The sequence below is a fragment of the Pseudobacteriovorax antillogorgiicola genome (genome assembly GCF_900177345.1).
GTDB lineage: Bacteria > Bdellovibrionota_B > Oligoflexia > Oligoflexales > Oligoflexaceae > Pseudobacteriovorax > Pseudobacteriovorax antillogorgiicola.
Window position 1 is genome coordinate 225,516 of sequence record NZ_FWZT01000004.1, and the last position, 23,770, is coordinate 249,285.

Annotated in this window: 22 protein-coding genes; 10 read left to right on the plus strand and 12 right to left on the minus strand. The window is 46.3% G+C overall.

Going from position 1 to position 23,770, the window contains the following annotated elements; genetic code table 11:
* Complete coding sequence (locus B9N89_RS07090) at positions 1-1,002, minus strand: hypothetical protein (protein WP_132316688.1); 1,002 nt, start codon at positions 1,000-1,002, stop codon at positions 1-3.
* Between the two features lie 77 nt (positions 1,003-1,079).
* Between B9N89_RS07090 and B9N89_RS07095 the strand changes: the two genes are divergently transcribed.
* The 3 genes from B9N89_RS07095 to B9N89_RS07105 all read left to right on the plus strand — a co-directional run bounded on the left by B9N89_RS07095 (position 1,080) and on the right by B9N89_RS07105 (position 3,540).
* The gene (locus B9N89_RS07095; RefSeq protein ID WP_132316686.1) at positions 1,080-1,748 is read left to right on the plus strand and encodes a c-type cytochrome; all 669 of its coding nucleotides are present in this window, start codon (positions 1,080-1,082) and stop codon (positions 1,746-1,748) included.
* A gap of 185 nt (positions 1,749-1,933) precedes the next feature.
* Positions 1,934-3,130 (plus strand): hypothetical protein, encoded by a 1,197-nt coding sequence (locus B9N89_RS07100; RefSeq protein WP_132316684.1) that lies wholly within the window; start codon positions 1,934-1,936, stop codon positions 3,128-3,130.
* 5 nt (positions 3,131-3,135) lie between these two features.
* The gene (locus tag B9N89_RS07105) at positions 3,136-3,540 is read left to right on the plus strand and encodes a hypothetical protein (RefSeq protein WP_132316682.1); all 405 of its coding nucleotides are present in this window, start codon (positions 3,136-3,138) and stop codon (positions 3,538-3,540) included.
* A 43-nt stretch (positions 3,541-3,583) separates the two neighbouring features.
* Here B9N89_RS07105 and B9N89_RS07110 read toward each other — a convergent pair whose 3' ends face one another.
* The 5 genes from B9N89_RS07110 to B9N89_RS07130 all read right to left on the minus strand — a co-directional run bounded on the left by B9N89_RS07110 (position 3,584) and on the right by B9N89_RS07130 (position 10,248).
* Positions 3,584-4,585, minus strand: coding sequence for a poly(ethylene terephthalate) hydrolase family protein (locus B9N89_RS07110; protein WP_132316680.1), 1,002 nt, complete (start codon positions 4,583-4,585; stop codon positions 3,584-3,586).
* 307 nt (positions 4,586-4,892) lie between these two features.
* Complete coding sequence (locus B9N89_RS07115; RefSeq protein WP_132316678.1) at positions 4,893-5,621, minus strand: c-type cytochrome; 729 nt, start codon at positions 5,619-5,621, stop codon at positions 4,893-4,895.
* Between the two features lie 10 nt (positions 5,622-5,631).
* Positions 5,632-7,923 carry a S8 family serine peptidase gene (locus B9N89_RS07120; RefSeq protein ID WP_159455212.1) on the minus strand — a complete coding sequence of 764 codons (2,292 nt, stop codon included), beginning with the start codon at positions 7,921-7,923 and terminating at the stop codon, positions 5,632-5,634.
* A gap of 182 nt (positions 7,924-8,105) precedes the next feature.
* Positions 8,106-9,170: a sterol desaturase family protein gene (locus B9N89_RS07125; protein ID WP_132316674.1), complete on the minus strand. Its 1,065-nt coding sequence runs from the start codon at positions 9,168-9,170 to the stop codon at positions 8,106-8,108.
* Positions 9,171-9,345: 175 nt separating this feature from the next.
* The gene (locus B9N89_RS07130; RefSeq protein ID WP_132316672.1) at positions 9,346-10,248 is read right to left on the minus strand and encodes an esterase/lipase family protein; all 903 of its coding nucleotides are present in this window, start codon (positions 10,246-10,248) and stop codon (positions 9,346-9,348) included.
* A 307-nt stretch (positions 10,249-10,555) separates the two neighbouring features.
* Between B9N89_RS07130 and B9N89_RS07135 the strand changes: the two genes are divergently transcribed.
* The gene (locus tag B9N89_RS07135; RefSeq protein WP_132316670.1) at positions 10,556-12,208 is read left to right on the plus strand and encodes an ATP-binding protein; all 1,653 of its coding nucleotides are present in this window, start codon (positions 10,556-10,558) and stop codon (positions 12,206-12,208) included.
* Here the strand turns inward: B9N89_RS07135 and B9N89_RS07140 are convergent.
* On the minus strand, positions 12,192-13,247 hold the full coding sequence (locus B9N89_RS07140; protein WP_132316668.1) for a hypothetical protein: 1,056 nt from the start codon (positions 13,245-13,247) through the stop codon (positions 12,192-12,194). The genes B9N89_RS07135 and B9N89_RS07140 overlap by 17 nt on opposite strands.
* A gap of 145 nt (positions 13,248-13,392) precedes the next feature.
* Entirely contained in the window at positions 13,393-14,571 is a 1,179-nt protein-coding gene (locus B9N89_RS07145) for a response regulator (protein ID WP_132316666.1), read from the minus strand.
* A gap of 254 nt (positions 14,572-14,825) precedes the next feature.
* Between B9N89_RS07145 and B9N89_RS07150 the strand changes: the two genes are divergently transcribed.
* The 3 genes from B9N89_RS07150 to B9N89_RS07160 all read left to right on the plus strand — a co-directional run bounded on the left by B9N89_RS07150 (position 14,826) and on the right by B9N89_RS07160 (position 19,173).
* Complete coding sequence (locus tag B9N89_RS07150; protein ID WP_132316664.1) at positions 14,826-15,374, plus strand: hypothetical protein; 549 nt, start codon at positions 14,826-14,828, stop codon at positions 15,372-15,374.
* A 144-nt stretch (positions 15,375-15,518) separates the two neighbouring features.
* Complete coding sequence (ydiJ, locus tag B9N89_RS07155) at positions 15,519-18,542, plus strand: D-2-hydroxyglutarate dehydrogenase YdiJ (protein WP_132316662.1); 3,024 nt, start codon at positions 15,519-15,521, stop codon at positions 18,540-18,542.
* 121 nt (positions 18,543-18,663) lie between these two features.
* On the plus strand, positions 18,664-19,173 hold the full coding sequence (locus B9N89_RS07160) for a carbohydrate-binding protein (RefSeq protein ID WP_159455213.1): 510 nt from the start codon (positions 18,664-18,666) through the stop codon (positions 19,171-19,173).
* Between the two features lie 96 nt (positions 19,174-19,269).
* On the opposite strand, the gene B9N89_RS07165 is transcribed toward B9N89_RS07160, so the two are convergent.
* Positions 19,270-19,905, minus strand: coding sequence for an NUDIX hydrolase (locus tag B9N89_RS07165; RefSeq protein ID WP_159455214.1), 636 nt, complete (start codon positions 19,903-19,905; stop codon positions 19,270-19,272).
* 138 nt (positions 19,906-20,043) lie between these two features.
* Between B9N89_RS07165 and udk the strand changes: the two genes are divergently transcribed.
* On the plus strand, positions 20,044-20,682 hold the full coding sequence (gene udk / locus B9N89_RS07170; RefSeq protein WP_132316656.1) for a uridine kinase: 639 nt from the start codon (positions 20,044-20,046) through the stop codon (positions 20,680-20,682).
* Between the two features lie 311 nt (positions 20,683-20,993).
* On the opposite strand, the gene B9N89_RS07175 is transcribed toward udk, so the two are convergent.
* The 3 genes from B9N89_RS07175 to B9N89_RS07185 all read right to left on the minus strand — a co-directional run bounded on the left by B9N89_RS07175 (position 20,994) and on the right by B9N89_RS07185 (position 22,497).
* Entirely contained in the window at positions 20,994-21,191 is a 198-nt protein-coding gene (locus B9N89_RS07175) for a hypothetical protein (RefSeq protein WP_132316654.1), read from the minus strand.
* Positions 21,192-21,509: 318 nt separating this feature from the next.
* Positions 21,510-21,773: a hypothetical protein gene (locus B9N89_RS07180; protein WP_132316652.1), complete on the minus strand. Its 264-nt coding sequence runs from the start codon at positions 21,771-21,773 to the stop codon at positions 21,510-21,512.
* Between the two features lies 1 nt (position 21,774).
* A complete protein-coding gene (locus tag B9N89_RS07185; RefSeq protein WP_132316650.1) occupies positions 21,775-22,497 on the minus strand; it encodes a helix-turn-helix domain-containing protein in 723 nt (240 codons plus the stop codon).
* 213 nt (positions 22,498-22,710) lie between these two features.
* Between B9N89_RS07185 and B9N89_RS07190 the strand changes: the two genes are divergently transcribed.
* Entirely contained in the window at positions 22,711-23,217 is a 507-nt protein-coding gene (locus B9N89_RS07190) for a hypothetical protein (protein ID WP_132316648.1), read from the plus strand.
* 8 nt (positions 23,218-23,225) lie between these two features.
* Positions 23,226-23,765 carry a hypothetical protein gene (locus B9N89_RS07195; protein WP_132316646.1) on the plus strand — a complete coding sequence of 180 codons (540 nt, stop codon included), beginning with the start codon at positions 23,226-23,228 and terminating at the stop codon, positions 23,763-23,765.
* Positions 23,766-23,770 lie beyond the last annotated feature (5 nt).

The window sequence follows — 23,770 nt, forward strand, 5'->3', positions numbered from 1 at the left end:
TCATAGATTATCGTCACTGATCACAAAAATCTCGCTTAAGCTTAAGTTGTGAGAGGCTTGAACCCCTTTTCGTTCGATAGTGTGGGATTGATCTTGATAGTTGATGGCTATCTTGAAATCGTAGAAATGTCCGGGAATCAGATATAGGTCTGATTGAAACAGAAGTCCTTTAAGGGGTAGAGCTTGGGCTTTCTCAGCTAACCTAAAACTAGGTTGGTAGTGAAGAGTTACTTGGGCATTGGATATGGGGGTCTGCTGATTGAGATTGAGATCGGGTAGGGCTCCCTCTTCAATCCAAGCTAAGATCCTTGAGGAGTCTTCGGAACTAAGTTTTTTCAGCTCTTTCGGAGGCATGTGCTGGCCTTCGATCACAGTTGCTAGCTTCTTTAATATATCCATATTCGTTTCCCGACTTTGAGAAAAAGGAAACGTTTGCAGGTTGATCGGAGAGTTTACGCGGTGACACACTACGCAGTTGTAGGTGTCGAGCACATCTTCGATTTGATGGAACCGAAGCCCTTCCCGTTGATCGTCAGTGCTTAGCTCAGAAACAAGAGCGAGACTTGCTCTAATTTGAGCCTGGCTTTGATCAGGTTCTATATTTTGGAGAGTCACTGTATGAAGATTTAAACTTTCCCCGGGCTCGATCCTAATGTCGGTTTCATATTTTCCTAGAGCACGCTCATCATTGCTGATGACTGTGATTACTATGCGCTTTAATCCAATGCTAGGTGGAGTGAAGCTAATTTCTGTACTTTCTAAATCATGATAAGAAACCCATTGAGGATATTCTATAATGGAACCACTCTGGTCAAAACTGTGAAGCCTGACTTCCAAAATTTCCTCGCCAGTTAAATCTAATTGCGAATGGCTTGCAACCTGAAACTTTAGTGGTAAGCGGTGTTCGCTAGGCGCTATGGTTTTTGATTGTAGGCAAGAGATGATATTTGAGACGAGAAAAATAGGAATAAATGAAATCAATCGATAGCGCTTGACTTTCATGAGGCACTCCTTCAAAAGAATGTTTATCACTAAATAACGATCACATCTCCCTTTGACAAGAAGTATTTGAGACTCCCATGAGACTTTGTGATTTCTTTATTCCCAAACTGCATGCCCTTGTACTGCTTGTAGATGTTTCTCTACCTAGCACAGGCTTTGGTCAGTTACCTACACCGCCGACACCATTGCCGCCAGTACCGCAACCACCAAGTCCCCCTACGCCCGAGCCGCCGACGCCAGATCCTAACCCTCCGGCTGATGAGGTTCATGGTTACGATCTATATTTAGAGCAATGTGCTCTATGTCATGGCACGGACGGCGAGGGAACTGACCGTGGTTATCCTATCATTCTATTGCCAAAGGCCTACGCAACTGAGGTGATTCGACAAGGTCGTTCGGGTAACGATGAATTTAAGATTCCTATGCCTGCCTACGATGATGAAACCATCTCAGACTATCAGTTGGCTCAAATGTATGAGGCAATTTATAAACCTCTATCCGCAAAAACAGGAAAAAGCCTTTACCTCACGTACTGTAGTAACTGTCATGGCTTAGAGGGTGAGGGAGGAATGAGTAAAAGGCCTGTGTCAACGAAACTGGATCAATTTAAAACGTTCATCCGTCAAGGCGCTGGGAGGCAAGACTACCTCAATCGAAATCTGTATATGCCGCGTTGGAATGCAAGGCAAATTTCAGATGACGATATTCAGCTCATGATTCAATACATCAAAGGTGAAAACTCTTGAGACACTTTTTTGCCTGCATATTGATCTTAATTTGCCCAAATATTTTAGCTGAACCATGGCTAGGAACCCGGTATGCCCAGAACTGTGCTGGTTGCCATGCTCCAGGTCGTATCAATCTGCCGCCTATTGATCGGCGATGTACACTATCCTGTCAAGGTTGTCACATCAGTCCCTCGGGAGGAGGCATGAGAAACCAGTATGGCCGTTGGAACGGGAATCGCTGGTTGACTATGTTTAGGTCGAAGTCACTACGAAGTAAGCCACTACCTAAAAGTTTTCCTGAACAGACCTACAACTTAGATACAGATGTGTTGCAGGAACTCATCACTACAGATGACCTACATCCTGAGCAAATCTACGACCGTCGTGATCGTCGCGAGCATGTGACCGCGGCCCATCGGCGGCAGTTCGAAATGAATATTCCAAAGGATGATCCCTATTACTATCTTGGCAACTCTGTAATTGATGGTGGCATTGATCTAAGATATCTAAGCCTAAAAAGGGAACGGGCTCAAAAATCGTTTTTGATGAATATGGATTTTGGAGTTCGATATCGACCATATCATCGGCATCTGAACTTAGTCTACGAATCCCGATTCTTAGGGAGCCCAGACGACCAAAGCCCAGAAGAATCATTGAATCGGCAAACGCTACGTTCGCTCTATATATTGTTTGATGACTTACCCTACAATACCTTTCTCCAGTACGGTTATTTTCTGCCACTGTTTGGCAATTATACATCTGATCATACTAGCCTGCCACAGCAGATGTTTTCATCGGCTATAACCGGCAGCCCTCAAGGTGCCTATGGGATTAGTTTTAAGGCTTTGAGCTTAGGTACAGCACCAAACGTACCATTTGCCAATGTCCATGGTTTTTCCCAGGTGAAGGATGGCGATCAAATTTATCGACATAAAGGATATGCTCTCAATATTGGCTTAAGATTCGTTACTTTGGGTGGGACTGTCAACTATTCGTTTTGGCGATCTGATTTGGAGCATGCCAATGGTGATGAATCAGATCTTGCTATGCATTCACTTAATCTGGCAATGCAGCTAGGTTTTAATCGAGTTTACCTATCTTTTGAGGGTTTGGTGATCGAAAAAGATAGCTCTTTTGAATTTATTCGAATCAGTCTTCAAAATTATCAAGCCCGTGTGCGCCTGTGGCGCGAGTCTTATCTTGAACTGGATTATTCTCAAGCCAATGGGGGAGCTGACCTTCAACCAGGAAAAACCACACAAGTTAGCCATGGACTCAGAGCGTTCCTCTTGCCAGGGGTGGACTGGAGCCTTAAAGTCGTTCACGATCGTTTCGAGGGAGAATCGCAGCCAGTCATATACGAACGCACCTTGTTGAGTCATATTCACCTCTACTTGTAAGGATTATGATGCTTCGACTTTACTTTTTTTTGGGCCTGATCTCATTCGCATGTGGTTATTCAGACTACGAACGAGTAGTTTATCCACAAGCTTCGCCACAGGAACTAGCGGGAGATACAACTTGTGCTCTATCATTTGCAGCCTACGATTACCTGGTAAAAGACGCTATTGCAATGTCGTGTACGAGTGGATGTCATGAACTGGGTGGAATCGGTGAGGCTGCCCTAAAGTTTACAGGCGATACCCAGGATGACAGCACTTTGCTTTTGGATTGGCTTCGCACTCAAGAAAATTTGTTCTTAGACAAGGCTACGGGCCGTATTGATCATTTGGGAGGCCCTGCATTAGATGCTATGGGTGAGCAAGATATGCTGAATTTTAAGAATATTCAGGACTATTGTCGTACATAAATAAGGGGAGTAAAGTTCCATGCAGATCATGGAGCTTTACGATTTACTTACTCTGTGGGGGGAGAATAATGTTGGAGTCAAAGTTATCGGCGCTAAAAACGTCTAGGGAAAGAGCTTCATCTTTCTTGCTGAAGTGGCCAGGAGCACTATTGGTAAAGTAGCTCATGTAACGCAGATCTTTCTTTAAAAATAGGTAGTGCCAAGCGATGGCGAACGCAGCAATCGGGCCTTGCTGGGGGCCTGTGATATTGATGTTATGATTAACTCCCGTGAGGTCCATAAACGCCTTTGATTTGCCTTGGATCTCGTTATACCGATTGCGAATAGCGCCCGACTGGGAAACAATATCCTCCACTCCAGCAATCAACAGAACTGCTGCATCGGTCGTTACCAGAGCTGGGGCAAATGCCATCAGGGGAATCGCAGCCTTCACTTCGCCACTTCTGGCATTGGCAGCTAATATGGTGCCAGCGCCGCCCATGGAATGGCCTACGATCCCAAGAGCATCTAAGTTGACCTTGCTAAAGATCGCCGAGTTCTCGTTGGCGGTCTCTTGCTTGAGCATATCCAACGCTCCCTCATGGCCTCGCTGCCATATGGTAGCATCGATTAGATTGATGTTCGTAGGAGTGAACGTGATTACAATAAAACCGTGACTTGCCATTCTCTTTGCGAGCCACTCGACCATTTCCTTGCGAGTCCCCAATCCCGGACTGAGCGTCGTCGCCGGAAATATGTCTCCCTCAGCGCCGATGGGATAGAAGATCTTGGCTGATTCATAGGCTTCTGATTCAAGGCCTGTGTCATAACTATTCCAAGACTCACGATAGGGACCCCAAGTATCTGTTTCGTGAAAAGGGGTTCCATCCTGAAAGGATTCGGGGTTCTCCGTGGGTTCAGGTGACGGACTAGAATCAGGTTGTTGTGCGGGTAGGGTATCTACAGTTTGCCCTGGTGCGGTGGTCTGCTGTTCATTTTGCTCTGTTGGTTGGTTGCAAGCCATCGCTAAAAGCAAAATCGATATAACGATTAAATTGGTATTCATAAGTTTTCTCCTCTTGTCTGCTTTCAGTTCTGCAAATAGCGGTCCTTAGTTGCTGTCAAGAAAAAGTGAACCAAATGCCAAACGGCGCCAATAAAATTTAAGAATTTCAGTTAGTTAAGTTATTGCAGTAGATAGGAATCTTAGGGTATCGTGTCACATAAATGTGGATGAAGAACTGTTGTTAGGAATTAAGAGTCCGAAATGATTGCTGTATGCTCTTTGCATAACGTCATATCTGAGTAAAAACGAAAAAGCCCGCCTCTAGGGCGAGCAGAGATTTCAGTTGATACTCCCTTCAAGTGTCCGGTCAATCATCATCGTCGTCGTCATCGTAGCCCCCTCCCAAAGAGTATAGGTAGTAAATCATCATTCTTATCTCTTCATTAGGAAGTTCCTGCCAGTTCCATCGAGGCATGTAGTCGGTACGAGACCAATAGTTATTATAGCCTTCCCCTTCCCGTACATATTCATAAACTTCATCTAGCTCCCCAAGAACCGATTCCCCGGACATGCCTCCTCTACCATCGAGTCCGTGACAATTGGCGCAAAAGGTTTCATACACCTTCTTTCCGGTTCGCGGTCGGGGGAGGTTATGCAGGTAGTCCCACATTTCCCTCATCTGTTGATCGGAAATCAATTCACGACTATAGGCTGGCATATCGATATCAAAGTCTGGATGATTCTTGCGACCATGACGTGTGATATAGGTAGCAAAGCCTCGAACGGGAAACTGAATGCGATAGCCACGCTCGGTACCCTCTCCAATCTCTCCATGACATACTGCACACTCTTTCAGATAAACTTCTTTACCAGAAAGGCCAAAGTTGGAGTCGTCCCCACCTCCCGGTGGGGTAGGGGGCTGGGGATCTCCAGGAGATGGCGGTGGTGTGGGGCCTGGTGGTGTTGGAGGTGTTGGAGGTGTTGGTGGTTCAGAGGGATTGATCACCACAGGTGGGCTAGGAAAACCAGGTATGGTTACCTCCCCAGCAAAAGCAGCTGAACTTAGAGTTGTGATAACGGCGATGATAGTCTTCATGTGTTCTCCTTTATATCTGCTTTGCTCGCATCAATCTAAGAGACCAAGATTCTATACTTCCTGTCAGTCGTCCATCTTGGGCGATGATAATGAGCTTCCATATTCCGGGGCTACTAGCACCGCGAATACCACGGAGAGGAAAATCTGAAATAATCAGTTGATCATTGAATTCAGCGCTGTCTTTTACGGGAACCTTAAATATGCTTCTATCGGGGCTTTCAAGGAGAATCACAAGGTCTTCGTGGTCTCGATGTTCAATATGATAGGATACGGCCGCCGCCAGTACCTCACCTTCGCCTTCAACGATAATTTCGCGCTCAATGATACCATCCTTAGGGATCTCAATCTTTGAGCGATCACTTTCAAGTAGAATCGTTGGCTTGGGACGCAGTTTGGAACGAACTCCGACCAGTTGAAGCTTGGCCTCGTTTAAAGTGCCGTAGCTCATATAGGAAGAATCCACCAGGCGCAGTATCCAAGCCCCTTCCATCGTATAGGATAGGCCTTCAAAAGAAAATGTTCGTTGCAAGTGGTTCAAGGTGTGGTCAAGATCTTGGAACAAAGGGATGATATCTCCTTCTGGGGTGATGAGTTCTCCACGAAGGTCGCTAAACCAAGTATGCTTCACATCAAGCTCAAGCTTAATATCAGTCACTTCTCCTGGTTCTGATACAAAAAATGGAATGGCTAGACCCTCCGCCATGTTTGAAGGAATACGTTGTCCCTTGATGGGGGTTTCATAATCAAGAACGCGGGTTCCTTCAGGGTAGATGCGAAGGGGAATCGTGAGAGAGTCGTTGATGTCGCCCGAAGTCGCTGTAAATCGCAGTTCAAGCTTCATCGATGTCATGGAGACATCGGGTAGGATGGTAACCTTTAAGGGTTCGTCAGGTGTTCGTGGTTCCCGATCAAAATCCACTTGTAGCCCTTTTGGTACTTGATCGAGAGTGAAGCTTACGGCTCCCTGCCAATCATAGATTCTGCGAACGTTAATTTCGAAGTCGATAGATTCACCAGCACTCACCTTGAGTCGACTGACCTTACTATTCAGGCGGAACCCTGGCGTTGGGTCGGCGAATTCGATAGCCTTGGCAAGGTTCAGCCTTCGCCCTTTTTCTATTTGGCTTTCAAGCCCTTCTATGCGATCCGCTGCTTCAAGGAGAATATCACGTAACTCGGTAGCGCTAAGTTTATCGTTACGAGCTGCCATAAGGCCGATTGCACCTGCAATGTGGGGCGATGCCATAGAAGTGCCACTCATCGTGGAGTATCGATTGTTACGGACGGTAGAATAGATTCCACCACCTGGGGCAGCAATGGGAACAGTGGTGACGCCATAATTGGAAAACGATGATAACTCATCGGAGTTGTCAGTGCTACCAACTGCAATATGGCTGGGAGTGACATAGGATGAGGGATAGTGTGGTGTAGCATCCATATTACTACGATCATTGCCCGCAGAGCTTACCATTACGATACCTGCGTCGTGAGCACGAAGCCATGCCTCTTCCAGAGCTTTGCTGTGTTCACCACCACCCCAACTGTTATTTATCGCCTTAATATTGACTCCCTTATTTTTAAGGTCGATCATATAATCAATGCACTCAATGGCATCCGCTGTGGTGCCCGTGCCACCTGCACCAATGAAGCTGCAACCAACAATTTGAACGTTCCAATTGATGCCTGCGATACCCTTACCATTATTACCGCGAGCTCCCATTATCCCAGCTACATGGCTGCCGTGTCCATGAGTGTCCATAGGATCTCCACTGCTTTTGACGGTGCTAATGCCGTGAAGGTCATCGACGTAACCATTGTCATCGTCATCAACGCCGTTTCCAGGGATCTCCTGGGGATTTGTCCAAATGTTGTCGACCAAATCTTCATGGCTATAGTCGACCCCAGAATCGATCACCCCTAGAACCACCTCTCGCTTACCCTGTGTGACAAGCCAAGCATCAGCAGCATGGATGTGGCCTTGAGCCTCATCCATCATTGCCCACTGTTCGCCTAGGTGCTCATCATCAGGTAGCTGATCGAGCTTTAAAATATAATTTGGCTCCAGCCATTCGATCTCCTGATTCTCTGTCGCAATTCGCCATAGAGCAATTTCTTGCATTGGTATGGGGTAGTAGGCCAATGTTCCATTCGACAATATCTTGCTAGGTTCCTTGCCAGCGATCGACAAAGGGGTATTCTTAAACTTCACTAGGACGCCTGAACTCGGGCTCGGATTAGCAAATAATGATGCACTCACAATTGATAGCAGGCAAAGTATGCTGCCGCGCAAACTTATTCTCATGGAGAAGCTCCTATTATTGATTATGATTTTTGATATCATTATCGATTTTGAGCTGCAAGTACTCAATCTTGGGTATGCTTCCAGGAGGAATGAGTTTTGATTAAAGTGGTGACTTTGGGAACGGTGGCATTTTCGATCCCACCAAACGACATTTGTTCAAGAGTCTTTGGTGGGATTGGAGTTTAGATAGATTCGCGATTTGCTTGATCCAATAGCTTACCCACAAGGTAAAGAGCGATCGAGCTGATAGCGATCAGAGCGATTTTAACACCCATGCTAAGATGAGTGATTTGAAAGAGGTAGTAAGAAACCATAACGGTGGCACTGGTAAAAATGCCGAGAGCGAGCACTGTTTTGGCTTTGGGGATGATGGGGTCATATTTCTCGCGATTTTCAAAAGAAAGGTCGATTGTATCGTTTTCTGGGCACCAACCTGGAGGGTGGAGTAAAGTTCGAATACCATTTTTAAAGCCCCGTTGCCGCGCTGTTTGAGTCAAGTCACGGAGAGTAGAAAATTGACCATAAAATGGGTTCCAAGTCTTAGGCGCAACGGTGATACCGAAAACAACTTTTTCTTTCTCAGGCTCAAACGTACCGAACATCCGATCCCAGATGATCAAAGCACCCGCATAATTCTTATCAATGTACTGGGGATTACGACCATGGTGAACCCGATGATGTGAGGGTGTGTTCAAGAAGTATTCGAGCCAACGAGGGAGCTTGTCAATGTGTTGAGTGTGGACCCAAAACTGCAAGACAGTATTCAGACCCATGCTGACAACCACCACTTTATAGTCGATCCCCAAAACGCCATAGATTGCGATCCACGGAGCGCTATAGATACCTTGAAGAATGGACTGCCTGAGTGCGACTGTTAAATTATACTCCTCACTTTGATGGTGAACCACATGGCCTGTCCAGAGCAGAGCAATGCGGTGTGAGGCTCGATGGAACCAATAATAGACAAAGTCGACTAGAAAGAACATGCCTATCCAAACCCACCACTTGTCGGCGGTAAAAATATCCTTGAAAATGCCAAAATAGGTGTAGCAAGCTGCAAAAACCGCAGCGCGAATGGCCGCCGCAACGAAGCCATAGCTTTGTTGAAGTACACCTGCTGTAAGGTTTGAAATAGAGTCGTTGACCCGATAAGTCTTGGTTTTCTTGTAGATATCTACAGCGATCTCGGTTCCGATCATCAGGAAAAAGATCGGAATCGAGAGTGTGATGACATTAAGGATTTCCATGAGCGCTCTCCCCTTGAATTAGAATCATTATTCTAATTTCATACTAAGCCCGCTCACTGTCAAGGCTTCCTTATGTACATCGGTTATTTCATAGGTAGATTTAAGTATGCAGTACGAGTCCTTCGGAACTGGAGGCCTATGCCCCCTATGCCATGGAGGTTTTTCTGCCCCTTAATTAGTAGCCGTACACCTCTAGCTCATGGGTGATGTCGATAAAGAAATTGCGAGCGTCAAACCCAGGAGTACCACCTGTGGCAAAGATATAGCCGCGATCAACGATTCCAAAGTGTGAAATGCTCTGATTACGGGCGGTAGTGATCGTACCTCGATTGAGACCAAAGACGCTGGAACCTTTCTGTACCATCCCATCATTATCGCTATGACCGAGAAAGTTATTGACTTTGGACATCACGTAGAGAAATTTATCGGGAATGGGGCCTGATATCACCGTATTCCAGCTCTGGGTGTATACTTGGCTGAGACCGATGCGTGGGTTGCCGATAGTTCGGTTCATAGCTTGGATTCGGTCTGACTTCATTTGTTCGTATACGCTCCAGGCGTCGGCATCCATCTCTCCCTGAAACCAGCCGACCAGGTTAGATACACTTTCAACAAGCTTCTTTACGGGCAGTGGTAGAACGCGGAAGAGCGAGTCAGCGGTGGCAGCTCCTTCATGAGGAGAATTCAGAGTTGTAATCGAGGCGACCCGCTCGCTGATACCTTCGTCCTGATATTTCCACATCATGTAGCGAACGTCGAGCCCACCTTTGGAATGAGCGATGATATTGACTTTATCATGGCCAAAGTCGTCAGTGATGGTGAGCAGGTCTTGATAGATCAAGTCTGCATTATCTTCGTAGCTGCCCCAAGCTAGTGGGTTTGCATCAAAGACTTCGTTGCCTCGCTGCCTAAGGGTTTCTGGAATGCGACCGAAGTAGTGGACCCCAAGGGTTTCATTTTTGAGAGCAACTCCGTGGACCAGTAGGATGGGATATTTAGTAGCACCGTGGGCTGAGGTTCCCAATAGAATAGTAAGAAGAAAAGACGCAACAAACCAACCACTTCTATAAAGAAGCATTTTGACCTCCGAATTATGATCCCCTGTCTTGGGTCTGTGCGGGAACACCTGATTTTGCGTTGCTTCGTAAAAAATAAATCCTTGGGTAATGCTATAAGCTCCGGTCTATTTTTTACTCCGCCTTGTCTGAGGAATTTCCGGACAGACCCTAACTAACGAAAAGCGCCTGGGCGAATGTTGTAAGCGCTTTTAATTAATCACCGAGAACATTCGCCCAATTACTCAAAAAAATCAAGGCTGTCCCTTGTGAACAAATGTAAAACCTGTGATATTAGAAATACGAACCCATGTACAATGAACAGTGACCATGTCTCTCCAAGTAGAACTTGATCGAAAAAATTTGCTTCGAAACACCGTGATCTTGAATTTGGTCATGGCAGTTGTCTATACCCTATTAGGCCATCTTGCTAGGATTATGAGCATTCCTCCAGGGAATGTGACAGCCTTCTGGCCCGCTTCTGGCCTAGCTCTAGCTCTTATGCTTTGCTTTGGCTATCGACTATGGCCAGGCTTGCTCTGTGGAAACATTGCAGCCAATCTACCCGCATTCTTTGATCCAAGCTCCAGTGCGTCTATCGGAACGACGTCTCTCGTGGGGCTAGGCATCGGCGTTGGTGACGTATTACAGACTGTCACTGCTTGTTATGGCATTCATCGCTATATTGAACGGCCATTCAAGGGCTTCTTCAAAACAGGGTCGCTGGGGTGGTTTCTTGTGATTTGTAGCATAAGTCACACGCTATCGCCCAGTTTTGGAGTGAGTGCTCTGTATTTTGGAGGTCTGATATCCCCTGAAAACTTTCTTTATACCTGGATCACATGGTACACAGGTGATCTGCTTGGAGCGCTATATGTGTCAGTATTTGTGATGGATCTTATTGGAAAGAAAAGCCTCGTTGGCTGGAGTAAGTCCGGTGTTCTGGGGTTAATCGTCATCCCTGCTATCAGTTACTACCTGGTAACAGCTGATCGTAATTTGTTTTTTCTGATTTTCCTCTTTCCTTTCGTTGTCTTTTTTACAGTCAGCTATCGGGGGCTTTATGTTTCAACATTGAACATCGGCATTGTCTTTGCGTCAATTGGCGCTCTAATTGGGTCAATCGAAGATCCAAAGTTCTTCAATGAGCGCTTGATGGCAATGGAGTCGTTCATGTTTGTGTTATTTTTGATCAATAACATCATCTTGGCATTCATCAATGAGAGAGAGTCACTTCGCAAAGAGTTGGATGAAGTTGCTCTACTATCGATGCAAAACTCTAAGCTAGCAGCGCTAGGAGAGATGGCTGGCGGTGTGGCCCATGAGGTCAAGAACCCCTTAGCTATTATTGAAGGGCACGCGAGGATTGCCAAACGTCTATTGATCAAGGACGCAGATAGCCAAGGAAAAGTTTTAGAACGTCTCACGAAGATCCAAGACATGGTTCGCCGCATTGATAAAATAATCCATGGCATGAAGTCACTGACACATAGCTCAGTAGGTGAAGAGGCTAGCGTTTTCAGGGCGGACCAGCTGGTTGAGGATATAAAAAGTATCAGTGCCGAGAGATTGAAAACGCTTCATATAGAGTTCGTGGTTGATGCGCGACATGACCTGCAGATTTATGGAAATCGTATTCAAATAAGTCAGGTAGTTCTCAACCTTCTCAATAACGCCGTGGATGCGATGGTTGACCATGAAGTGGAGTCCGGAAGGATTCTTCTGAAAATGATGGCAAGTGATGGCGGCATTAGTATTGATGTGATCAATTCTGGTCCGAAAATTCCAGTTGATATCGTCGAGCGAGTGTTTGACCCATTCTTTACTACCAAAGAAGTCGGCCACGGCACCGGAATGGGGCTTAGCATTTCACAGCGGATTATGAGCAATCACGGCGGCCGATTGACCTTGGTCCCCAACACAGAGGAAACTACTTTCCGCATGACTCTTCCTGGGCCTCCACGTACTAAAACTTCAGCGTGAAGGGTTCGGTAGTATCTGCTTTAATGTCTTTAAGCACTGTCCAGCTCTGACCATCCTGAGAGCTTTGAATTTGGAAATGGCTAGGTGAACATTGACTGTAGTCCACTCCCTGACCAAAATCACTTATCGATCCACCGTTGATAGTGAGGGCATCGAGGAGGACTCCTTGGTCGCCGATGAACTCAATCTGAAAATAAACCTGAGTCGTTGCAGGAGCTGGAGTGCTTGCTTCGAAGCTATCCTGAGCAGACCACCACCCGCCACCGAAACCACCACCAAATGCTTCGTAAGGATAGAAGTCAGTGAATGTTGGGCTGCTGCTCAGGCTAACTTGCTCGTTGCCCACAAAGCCGATGTTCGCTTGAGGGTCTGGTGTATCGGGAAGGCCCGCGAAGGTATCCTCTTGAAAGGTACCATTCCAGGATAGTGCAAGCCCTTCAATGCCCACAGTATTTGTTTCGCAGGCCTGTTTCATTTCAAAGATTTCAATGCGATAGAATCGGTAGGCTGTAGCCTGGGCTTGGGGGCTTCGATCTTTCGCAGATTCGTAGGTGCTCACCATGGAGCCTAGTGCCTTCCCTGCTGAGTCGCTGACAAGGGCTATCACGCGCATGCTTGCCAAAGCTTGGCTCACGGTTCCTGCCACTATCGAACTAAGATAATAGCTAACATGCCAAGGGCTACTGCCTTCTTCATAAACAACTGTGGATTGATCCACACTTAGGTTCTCATCGAGGGCTAGTTGCCACTGGATGGAATAGCTACTACTCACATTGATCCGTTGGCCATTGCCATCGCTAATCCAACAGCCAACATGTGCTAGCTCATTAGTATCGCTGGGGCTTTGCAGCTCCGCGCAAGCCAGATATGCGCCAGAAATCGGCTGCGGGATGTTTGCAGCCTCGCTGTCGTCACTTTCTAGCAAGTCTTCGCTTTGTAGAGGCTCCTGATTTTCTTTAGGATTTGAAGAAAAGTCTTGGTCGGTGCAGGATGCACTGAAGCCTAGCATCCATAGTATTGTGAAGATTCGCATAAACATAGTGATTCTCGCCTTATTCGCTTACCTATCGTAAGATTGAATCCTTCCCTTTAGAAATTTATTCGAGCTTCTTAACTGTCGAAGTCAACTAGAAAAAATCGCCTGGGACCGATCCTATTTACCGATCCTACGAGCTGGCAACGTCCTATCCAGCCTGTCGATCGAGTATTTTGTTTAAGAGAGCCTTCGCCTTTTCGAAGTTAGGTTGGAGTTTCAGGCACGCGCTGAGATGCTCTTTGGCTTGGGGAAGGAACTTAGGATCGCGTTTTCTTAGAAACGCCAGTGCAATATTGAAGTGGATGAGATAGTTATCCTTATTGTTGGGATAGTAGGTGATAGCTCGTTTGTATTCTTCGATGGCAACATCGATAGAATCAGTTTGGGCCATCACAACACCTTTGTTGTTGAAGTAACGTACCACTTCCTTCGGAGCACTCGTCTCCTGGCAAAAGGATGCTGCATGATCTGCAAAGCCATTGTCTTCCAGTTGCTTGAACAGATCAAACTTGATGTCGCGATTTTCGGGATTAAGGTCGAGAATTTGCCGTTGTTTATCAACTGCTTTATCGGGGGACTTGAGTTGAAGGTACATGTCCACCATATCAGTGATTCGTTCCATATTCTTGGGAGCAACCTGATCCGCCTCTTCGTAAAACTTGCGGGCGTCCTCTAGATTCCCCATCTTCAAATTGAACTTGCCCATCAGGTTTAAACGCTGAAGTGGGTCCATCTTTTCATTAGGTATCTGTCTGAGAACTTCGATACCTTCTTCGTAGTTGTCATGAAGTTGATATAGCTCTAAGAGCAATGGATAGTATTCATCGCTAAGAGGTTCCTTGAATTCTTGTACAGACTTAATTGCTGCCTTCAGATCCCCGTCTTTTTCAAGTTTCTCCGTGATATCCTTCTTGATTTTCAGAGCCAATTCATAGCGTACGTGAAGCTTATATGCTCGTTGAATCTGAGTGATCATGGGGCCTACCTGGAGAGGCTTTTGTACCACTTGAATCTTCCCCATCTCGTTGACTAGCGCAAGCTGTTCCTTACTGAGAGGGGCGCTGGTCATGACGATAAAACCGGCCGTCTGCTTTTCTGCAATTTCGTGATTCCGCCATTTCTGGATAACGGAAAGCCCATCCAACTCGGGGAACTTTAATTCAACGAAAATGACTCGAAAGAACTGCTTATTGAAGCGATACATGGCGGTTTGAAGGTCAGAGGCTGCAAAAACTTCGATCCCCATCTTATCTAACGGGTCGGAAATAGGGCCTGTGACGGTCGGATCTGCATCCACAACCAGTATTTTAGGAGGTAGGTTTGCCATCGAGCCCTTCTATGAGGCGGTTCAATCGTACGTCTAGCTTCGGCCCCCAAAGGCAAAGGTTGAGTCAATTTTTCGGCAAATTTTGAACCCATGTAATAATGGCGTAATTTCAGGAACTTAAAATATGCCGTGGAGGGCTCAATAGATTTTTACTAAGCCGAAAAAAACAATGCAATCCAGTGATTTAGCAGATTTTCTTAATGGGGGAAGGGTGAATTCCGATCAATTTTTAGGTGAGATCAAAGGAGGAGCCAATGATTCAGACCTTATTAAGATTACTTGGAGTAAGTTTGTTTTCCGTGTCCTGTGTGTCCCACGGGCCGTACTTCAAGCTGGGTGAGTTGCAAGAGTTAGTCAAATTTCGTACTGAGAGGCAGATTGTGGTAGAGGATTACGGACTGCCTCAAAAGGCCTTTTCAGATCGAGTCTTTCATAATGCCAATCAAGCTCACAAGGACAAGTTGGTGGTAAGAGAAGTCGATGGGGTATTATTTACACACCTTTCGACCGAGTCTGAATCTGACTATAATAATATGGAATTTGCAGATTGGGAGAAGAAGCCACAAAAGGGCAAACAACCGGTTAAGAAAGCTGAAACTCTTCGGGAACAAGCGCCGTTTGTGAGCCATAATTCAGATATTACCGAAGTCAATGATTGCGATAGTCGGTCTAGGAATATTCGCTACCTTTCTGATCGCAGTGATCCAAATGGTTACACAGAGCGGCAGTTTACTGTGATCTACTTCGACAAGGCCAACCAAGTTTGTGGGTTCAAGATCCGCTCCCTGTTTCTCGCTCACTAGCCTTAAACGCTATTTTCTAACATAGCCTCCTCGTACGGGATAGTGGCCTCTTTCGAAGAGGCCCGCAATTCTGGTTGATATTTATTAGTACGTCCGTCTATTATCGGCACTTGCACTACGTACACCAGCGGAGATGACGGACCCATGATCCCCCAGCTCACCGAACGCGATGCTTTGCCGACCACTGTTCGAAACTTTTTCGCCACCCTCCAACGCAGCTCTGATTTTAAGGGAGATCTGGAAACGGATTGGGCTGGGCGAATGGTAGCATCGACAGATAACTCCATCTATCAGGTGATTCCTCAGGGCATTATCTATCCTAGGGACGTGAGCGATGTTCAATTGGTGATGAGCCTGGCGTCAGGTTCCGACTATCGGGCCATTACATTTACGGCAAGGGGTGGAGGCACTGGTACCAATGGTCAGTCGCTTACCCATGGTGTAGTGGTCGATCTATCACGCCATATGAATCAGGTCTTAGAGATTAATTTGGAAGAGCGCTGGGTTCGTGTGGAGCCGGGAGTGGTTCTCGATCAATTAAATAAAGACTTAAAGCCTCACGGATACTTCTTTGCTCCAGATCTTTCTCCCAGCAATCGTGCAACTCTAGGTGGGATGTGCAACACGGATGCTTGTGGAAAGGGCTCGCGAATTTATGGAAAAACATCGAACCACCTACTGGCCCTGGATCTTGTCTTCTCGGAAGGTACGACATGGTCGTCGTTGCCCCTCACGGCTGAAGCACTTGCTCAGGCCAAAGAAGACGAAGGGCTAGTGGGGCAAATCCATCGCGAAGTTGATGATATTATCAACGGGCACCGGGAATTGATTAAGCAACGGTTTCCCAAACTCACCCGCTTTCTTACGGGATATAATCTGGCCCATGTGTGTGATGATCAAGGTGGGTTTAACCTAAACTATCTGATCTCAGGCTCAGAAGGAACCCTGGCTTTTGTTACTGAGTTGAAGCTTAAGCTCACGCCAATTCCGAAAGTCAAACGTCTCATTCTAGCAAAATATGCGGAATTTGATGATAGTTTGCGAGCAGCACAAGTTTTGGTAGAAGCTAATCCGGCTGCCATCGAAACTGTGGATGATACCATTGTCCAGTTGGCAAGAGGTGATGTGATTTGGGACAAAGTCGGTAAATTTTTCTCTGGGCCTGATGATCACAAAGTGAAGTCAGTCAATCTTATTGAGTTTGTTGGCGATGATGAACAGGGGGTGGAGTCTCAGGTTCAGGACTTAGTGAAAGTACTGAAAGACCGCATGGGACAAGCCAATCAAGCGATCGGCTACGCCATAGCTGAGGGTGATGCAGACATTGCTGCACTATGGAGCTTACGTAAAAAGGGAGTTGGCTTACTAGGCAATCGGCCAGGCCACCGCCGCCCTGTGCCTTTTGTTGAAGACACTGTGGTTCCACCGGAGCATCTAGCCGATTTTATCACTGAGTTTCGGGGGATCCTAGATGAGCATGGCTTGGATTACGGCATGTTCGGCCATGTGGATGCTGGTTGTCTCCATGTGCGGCCCGCTTTAGACCTAAAGACTGAAGACGACGAGCGCTTGATCCGAAAAATCACTGATGAAGTGAAGGATTTAGTATTAAAGTATGGTGGTGTCATCTGGGGGGAGCATGGCAAGGGTCTTCGCAGTGAGTATATGCCGGAGTTTTTTGGTCCAGAATTGTACCAGGATTTACGCCGTATCAAAGGCATCTTCGATCCCCACAATAAACTAAATCCAGGGAAGCTGGTGACGCCTCTCAACTCAGAAGATAAGGTGGTCCGCCTCGATGAGGCTCCATTGAGAGGGCAGCGTGATCGCCAAATACCAGCGCCTGTAAGAGATTCTTACGATGTCTCCATCAATTGTAATGGCAATGGTGCCTGCTTTAATTTTGAAGCTGATGACGTGATGTGTCCGTCTTATAAATTCACGCGGAATCGCATTCATTCTCCGAAAGGGCGAGCTGGTCTTATGAGAGAGTGGTTAAGGCAACTAAGCCGCGAGGGCTACGATGCCAATGCCTTCGATGGGGATCGAGGTGGTCAACGTCTTGCCCCTAAGGTGGATGATTTTTCAGTAGAGGTTTTTCATGCCATGAACGGCTGCTTGTCTTGTAAGGCTTGCTCAGCAACTTGCCCAATCAAGGTTGATATTCCCGAATTGAAATCAAAGTTCTTATATCGATTTTATACCCGCTATCGTAGGCCACTCAAGGATAAGCTTGTGGCCATGGGTGAGCGGGTTCATAGCAAGTTTGTGAACTTGCCGTGGATTTACAATCTTGGCTTAAGGATTCCTGGCTTTCACTTCTTGATGAAGCATTGGGTAGGGCTCGTGGATACTCCACAGTTGAGTAGCCCTAGTTATCGAGCACAGCTGAATCATAGCGAAATTCCTCAGCTTAAGTTCTCTGAATTTGATTCTTGGCAGAGTCGCGACTTGAGTCGCGTCGTGATCATTCTTCCAGATGCTATAACGGGCTTTTACGAAGCAGAAACATTTGTCAGTTCCCTTAGGGTTCTGAAGAGGCTTGGCTACCAACCTGTAGTTAGCGAATTTATCGAGAATGGTAAGGGTCTTCATGTGAAAGGATTTCTTGATGAGTTCCGGCAAACTGCAAAGATAGCCCATGAAAAGATTCACAAGCTCATGAGTTTAAACTGTCCGATTGTGGGTTTTGATCCCGCTATCACACTTACTTACCGCGAGGAGTATCGTAACTATGGCCCAGCGGGCGAGCTGAAGGTTCAACTTCTTCAGGAGTTTCTAAGCAAGGTAGTGTCCGAGCATGGTCTCAGCCTTAATGAAAGCAAACCGCTCATCTTGCTTGGGCACTGCGGTGAAACTACTGCAGTGCCAGAATCTGGGCGCCAATGGCAGAGCATTTTTAAGTCCCTTGGTTTGGATCTTCAAGTAGCCAAAGTTGGCTGCTGTGGAATGGCCGGAGCATTTGGTCATGAGGCAGAGCACTTGGAAGAATCGGAGGGGGTTTTCAATATGTCTTGGCGTCGTAAATTAAGGGATAACGGAGCCGCAATATTCTTGGCGACGGGTGCATCATGTCGGTCCCAGGTTAAACGCTTTTCACAGCAGGGGATCGATCACCCTCTTGCTTATCTTGATCGTCAGTTAAGTCATAGGGCAAAGCTTCATTAACGAAGGAAATTGCCTACCGAAACGTGCCTTGCTCCAAGCACGCGCTGGAAAACCGGGTGTAATTCTTCATCGGATTCATTACGTTTAAAGCGAACTAAGATTCAAGATGAGGAGGTTAGTCATGAAAGGTCTTTCAAAATGGCTTTTAGTAGGTGCTTTGTTGCCTTGCCAAGCTATGGGCCAGCAAATTGAAGTCGCAGGAATAGGGCAGTGGGCCGATAATTACTGCGCGCCGTCTGGAGTTCGCTATGGATGGTTTTGGGATGCTAAGGTGTGGATCGATCTCCAGGTTAGCGAAGGTGGATTTGGCAAAGATGTGGGGGTGCGTTGGACCATTGACGATTGGCAAACGAGCCATGAGACTCTAGGCAAGTATGATGGACCCGGAGCCGAAGGTAGAGAGCTATGGAGCATTGATTTCACGGCTGCAAAAATGGAATCTTGCTTCTGGTGTAAACCACAAAATGTTGTCCTTGAATACGCTCTTTTTAGCCGCAATGGCAGTGCTGAAATCTGGGAAAATAATGAAGGTTTGAACTATCAGCTGCCCATTGAATCGATTTATCATGAAATCGAAATTCCGCCACCGGAAGCAGATGACAGTGAGGATGAGGTTGCGTGCCCAGGTTGACTCGAAATCGTGGGTTCACGATGAGCTACACTGTTTCAGTAGCCCCGACTGGACACGCCGAGTGAATCTAAAGCAATTGCCGGGTGTGGTCAAGAATTAGAGTAGGTTCCTCTGTAAATACTCTAACTTATCGAATTGTCGTGCCATGCTACGCTCATCGGTTAGCCGTCGTGCCTCGTCGAGCGTGAACCAACGAAGATCATTAGCTTCATGGTTCTGCGCGATCGCTTGGTTCGGGCCAGCTACAAGCAAATAGCGAATATCGTAGTGCTTGTGCTCCGGCTCGGATTTTCGTGCTGGTATCACATGGATATCGAGATCGAATGGAAATGGTTGCTGCCCTTCCTGGGCCCCGAGAATTTTAAGGTCAGCCCGATAGTTCAAAAAATCCAGAGTTTGAAGTCCGCTTTCTTCTTGGGCCTCTTTCATAGCTACGGCTGCGGGATCAGGATTGCCATCGGCATGACCACCAAGCTGCAGCCACTTATTTAGCTTTTTATGGTGGAGCAAGAGAACTTGGTTCATAGACTTATTGCAGATGAGAGCTGAGCCGGTAACGTGACCTGGCACATGGCTTCTTTCAAAACATTGATCGCTGCTATCTATAAATTCGAGGAAGCGCTCTGTAGCGTCTAGTTCTTCTTGGGGGTTGTAACCTTGATATGGAATATGGCCATCAGCCCAAGATGATTGGTACTGGAACAATAGGTTTCGGGTAAGTGATCGTATCATTTCGGGGGTCCTTATTTGGCGATGAAACGGGGCTCTGGAGAATCTTGCGCCACAGGTTAAATATATGGCTTTATCGTTGCCAAAAGCAAGTGATTCTGCCATATCTTCACCTTCGATTCATCTGCAATAGGAGATTTTATGGACGCCCCGTTTATGGTAGCGGTATCTGGTGGGTCTGGAGCCGGCAAAACCACCTTTGTGAAGAATCTCACGGAGCGTTTGGCTGCTGAAACACCATTGATTATTTCGATGGATGACTACTATCGCGATCTGTCGCACCTTAGCCCAGAAGAGCGAACATCAGTGAACTTTGATCATCCCAAAGCTATTGAGCGAGAGCTGGTCCATGAGCAAATTAGCTTGCTACGTGCCGGAGTTGCAGTCGAGAAGCCTCGCTATGATTTCGCTAGCCATACCCGCACCGGACAAACTGATACCTTAACACCAGGCAAGGTGATCATCCTCGATGGAATATTCGCTTTATGCTACCCCGAGTTGTATCGCTTGCTAGACCTTAAGATTTTTCTGGATGTCGATAATGATGTTCGTGTGGTGAGACGTATTGGGCGCGATATGGCCGAACGAGGACGGAACTTCGAAAGCTGCGCCCAGCAGTACTTAGGCTCCGTGAAGGCGATGCATGAGACGTATATCGAGCCAACAAAGTGCCATGCTGATTTTGTGGTGCCTTGGCGTGAGTTCAATCATCGCGCTGTCATGTACCTGTCCGAGCTAATCAAGTTCGAGTTGGCAAAGGATGCCCAAGCCGAGAGTTAAGGCCCAGTATTTTACATGGGCGTTCCTAAAAACCTAACTATATCTAGTCATTCGCTCGACGAACAGTTTTCGAGCTATCCCTGATAACGCTAGGCGCTATCTCGAAAGGAAGACTGGAGGCTAAAGACATGACTTCTTGGTAAGTCTAGCTTGAGCCTCCTTTGCCTTTCAGGATTAAATGGCAAGTAACAACCTTTGATGGTTCTATAGTCTTGGGGCTGTTGATGTTTTGAACATAAGTATCGTCTAGCTCGTCCCATGGTTTCAATCTAGCAGAACAAGCACTCATGAGCCAAAGACATCGCATGGGATCAAACGTCTTTGGCTAGCGCCTCGATTTCTTCGACAGAGAGCTTTGTAGCTTCCGCAATAAGCATCTTATCGAGGCCTTTTTGAAGTAGTGCAAGAGCAATGGCTCGTTGAGCTCTCGTCTGGCCTCTTGCTTCACCCCTGGCTTCGCCTCTTGCTTCACCTTCAGCAATCCAATTATCGATCTTTTTAGAAAGCATGATTTCAACCTCGTCCAAACTTTTCACTTTAATGGAAGGATCTCTTTCCTCCACGCGAGTCGCGGCAGTTACATATGCTATAGATGCTTGCGCAATATCAGCAAACTCAGCAGAACTTCCAAAACCCGTTTTAATAGCAAAAACGTCGTGTATAGATTCTTCTGGTCTGCTTGCTCTAGAGCAAATATGGGTGCCACAAATTTTCGTCTGTCTTAGAATATTTGTATTGGCAAGGGATAACAGGCGGTTTACGGCGTTTCAAGCGACCAGTTACCCCCAAGAAGGTGTATCAGACTGATACATCGAGAGCCTAGCGGCTTACTCTTGTATCAAGTGGATGAGTTCGCCGCTTTCAGTGCTGGCTTCAATGACTTCTAGGGCTTCGAGTGTTAATAACCTTCTTGGCTCTATGTCTTCATTGATATGATGAGAAAAAACCGTGTCCCTCTTTTCGAGAGCTTCTAAAGCAGTCGAAAAGTCAGTGGAGGATAGGGTGAACTGTCTACCAACTACGCCACCGCCGGACCCCTCACAAACCGCAATGGTACTTACTAGGGTTAATGCTAGAAATATATATTTCATGTTAGCTCTCTCCTTCGATAGATCCGAAAACGATGCTAACACAACTTGGCTTACAAGTCTTATCCAATGGTTCCCTGTTGGCGTTAATCTCATCCATTTTCTGAATGAAGTCGATTGTCGCATTGGCAATTTTTCTTAGATCAGATTCAGTGTACCTGCTAGCGTAGAAATATTGCCCGCTCAACTTGTCGGCGTTCATTTTTACTAGTCTGGGCGTTTTGTCGCATGCATCCAATATAGATTGTTTTGAAGTAAATAGAACTTGTTTGGAGTATAGGCGACCATTTTTTAATGTTAAGCTTCCATCATCTAGTAGTTGCTCAATTCTAGCTGCCCCGTTTTCTCCTAGTTTTTTAATCAAAGCTTTTTCGCAATAGCCAATAGAAGAAGTTGTAGCCACAAATATTTCAAAGCCTAGGGCGTCCTCTTTGTAGAACTCTACAGCAATGTCGGTTGCTGTAGCTCCTTGAAGCGCTTGTGCGACGTAACTTAGATGCTCGTTACTACTAGGAAAGGCTTTGTTTAAAAGAGTTACATACTCGCTAGGGTCCGAGGCTGTGACTCGTAATATACTTCTCGCTGTTTCTTCGTTTGGGGTTTGCTCTCCGTTCATAATCCTTCTAATGGTGGAGGTGGCCAGCCCTGTCTTCTGCGCTAATCCAGGTACAGACCGAGAAGCGTGACCTTCCAACCAAGTACGCCAATGGTCGATGAGATCGTCCATGATATCTCCAGAACAGTTGGTTTGCTAAATAATCGCTATTGATTGATTTAATATCAGAATAAGTCATAGGGCACCACGCTCTTTATTGGAAAAATAGAGAGCGTAGGGACGCTTAATTTTTAGAGTGTCACGCTTGTATGATTGAGCTTAGAAAAATCTAGATATACGTTAGGTGCATAACTTCTTTTTTGAGAAATTTCATAGGATTATGTTATGGCTATTAAAAAGTTAATGGGTTCTTTGGTATTAATTTCATCTATGACTGGAACACTAGAAGCCGCTGACGAATTTAAGTTTAGGTCGAAGTCAATAGCTGTCAATAAAACGCCTTCTTCTGCCAATATCTACATAGGCAGCCACGGAGCGCTTTTCACATGGACTAACAAAACTGGGGAACAGAAACAAGCTCTCAATTTACGTCTATTCACTAGCGAGGAAAGCACGCTAGTCTCGAACGAGAAAAATTGTGCAAAGCAGATTACAACAGTAGTTCAATACTGTAGGCGACCAAATGCTTGCCAAGTGGGCACTGATAACGCATATGCTGATGAGGCTAAATGCCTAACTGATGTTAAGGTGATTCTAGAGCCAAGCGGTGGTGAATCTGAGCGTCTTTCAGATTGGGAGGATGTTGTGTTGCGTAACGCTCATACAGGTGAGATTATCCCCACGTTTCCTGCGGATGAATTTTATAACGCGCAGACAATCCTAAACCAGTAGGGGTTCCTATGATCAAAGCGTTAGTACTATTTGTTAGCTTCGCACCGAGCGTTTCGGCTTTTTCAACTGGTTATAATCTTACTAGTAAAGAGATCATAGATAGTCTAAGTGTCACGCCGGAGCATGAGAGGCCGCCGCCGCAAGGAGTTTTCCCAAATCCTAACAACGGTCTTGGGAATGTGTGTTTTACCGATGGCGGCAAGGGTTCTTCCATACCCTCTGCTGCTCTTGAGTTGAATAGGCGCAACTATAATTTAGAGGCCGTGCAATGTAAAACTAAGGAGCAGCTAGTTAGTATCCTCGGGGGAGTTGGGCTAGGGCTAAAGTCAGGTTCTTACGTCTGCAAGTTGTTCCCTCACCCATACGCACAGGTTAGTGCTGTTGTTATGGACGGGAGCGCCAACGTATTTGCATGGCTGACTTTTGGTGCCAGCGTCTTAGATTGCAAAGATGATACTAGGATTGAATTACTACTATCGGCATGTGACGAGCTTCAAAAACAAGGTATCAAGTGTCGTGCTATTGCCAGAAAACCACTATCAACATAAGTAGG

Bases quoted from the DNA above. Each gene is read 5' to 3' on its own strand.
- B9N89_RS07190 (WP_132316648.1), top strand. From the start codon at position 22,711: ATGGCTATTAAAAAGTTAATGGGTTCTTTGGTATTAATTTCATCTATG.
- B9N89_RS07115 (WP_132316678.1), bottom strand. From the start codon at position 5,621: ATGAAGACTATCATCGCCGTTATCACAACTCTAAGTTCAGCTGCTTTT.
- B9N89_RS07135 (WP_132316670.1), top strand. From the start codon at position 10,556: ATGTCTCTCCAAGTAGAACTTGATCGAAAAAATTTGCTTCGAAACACC.
- B9N89_RS07145 (WP_132316666.1), bottom strand. From the start codon at position 14,571: ATGGCAAACCTACCTCCTAAAATACTGGTTGTGGATGCAGATCCGACC.
- B9N89_RS07120 (WP_159455212.1), bottom strand. From the start codon at position 7,923: ATGAGAATAAGTTTGCGCGGCAGCATACTTTGCCTGCTATCAATTGTG.
- B9N89_RS07165 (WP_159455214.1), bottom strand. From the start codon at position 19,905: ATGATACGATCACTTACCCGAAACCTATTGTTCCAGTACCAATCATCT.
- B9N89_RS07175 (WP_132316654.1), bottom strand. From the start codon at position 21,191: ATGCTTTCTAAAAAGATCGATAATTGGATTGCTGAAGGTGAAGCAAGA.
- B9N89_RS07095 (WP_132316686.1), top strand. From the start codon at position 1,080: ATGAGACTTTGTGATTTCTTTATTCCCAAACTGCATGCCCTTGTACTG.
- B9N89_RS07125 (WP_132316674.1), bottom strand. From the start codon at position 9,170: ATGGAAATCCTTAATGTCATCACACTCTCGATTCCGATCTTTTTCCTG.
- B9N89_RS07110 (WP_132316680.1), bottom strand. From the start codon at position 4,585: ATGAATACCAATTTAATCGTTATATCGATTTTGCTTTTAGCGATGGCT.
- B9N89_RS07150 (WP_132316664.1), top strand. From the start codon at position 14,826: ATGATTCAGACCTTATTAAGATTACTTGGAGTAAGTTTGTTTTCCGTG.
- B9N89_RS07185 (WP_132316650.1), bottom strand. From the start codon at position 22,497: ATGGACGATCTCATCGACCATTGGCGTACTTGGTTGGAAGGTCACGCT.
- B9N89_RS07100 (WP_132316684.1), top strand. From the start codon at position 1,934: ATGAGAAACCAGTATGGCCGTTGGAACGGGAATCGCTGGTTGACTATG.
- ydiJ (WP_132316662.1), top strand. From the start codon at position 15,519: ATGATCCCCCAGCTCACCGAACGCGATGCTTTGCCGACCACTGTTCGA.
- B9N89_RS07160 (WP_159455213.1), top strand. From the start codon at position 18,664: ATGAAAGGTCTTTCAAAATGGCTTTTAGTAGGTGCTTTGTTGCCTTGC.
- B9N89_RS07195 (WP_132316646.1), top strand. From the start codon at position 23,226: ATGATCAAAGCGTTAGTACTATTTGTTAGCTTCGCACCGAGCGTTTCG.
- udk (WP_132316656.1), top strand. From the start codon at position 20,044: ATGGACGCCCCGTTTATGGTAGCGGTATCTGGTGGGTCTGGAGCCGGC.
- B9N89_RS07105 (WP_132316682.1), top strand. From the start codon at position 3,136: ATGATGCTTCGACTTTACTTTTTTTTGGGCCTGATCTCATTCGCATGT.
- B9N89_RS07130 (WP_132316672.1), bottom strand. From the start codon at position 10,248: ATGCTTCTTTATAGAAGTGGTTGGTTTGTTGCGTCTTTTCTTCTTACT.
- B9N89_RS07140 (WP_132316668.1), bottom strand. From the start codon at position 13,247: ATGTTTATGCGAATCTTCACAATACTATGGATGCTAGGCTTCAGTGCA.
- B9N89_RS07090 (WP_132316688.1), bottom strand. From the start codon at position 1,002: ATGAAAGTCAAGCGCTATCGATTGATTTCATTTATTCCTATTTTTCTC.
- B9N89_RS07180 (WP_132316652.1), bottom strand. From the start codon at position 21,773: ATGAAATATATATTTCTAGCATTAACCCTAGTAAGTACCATTGCGGTT.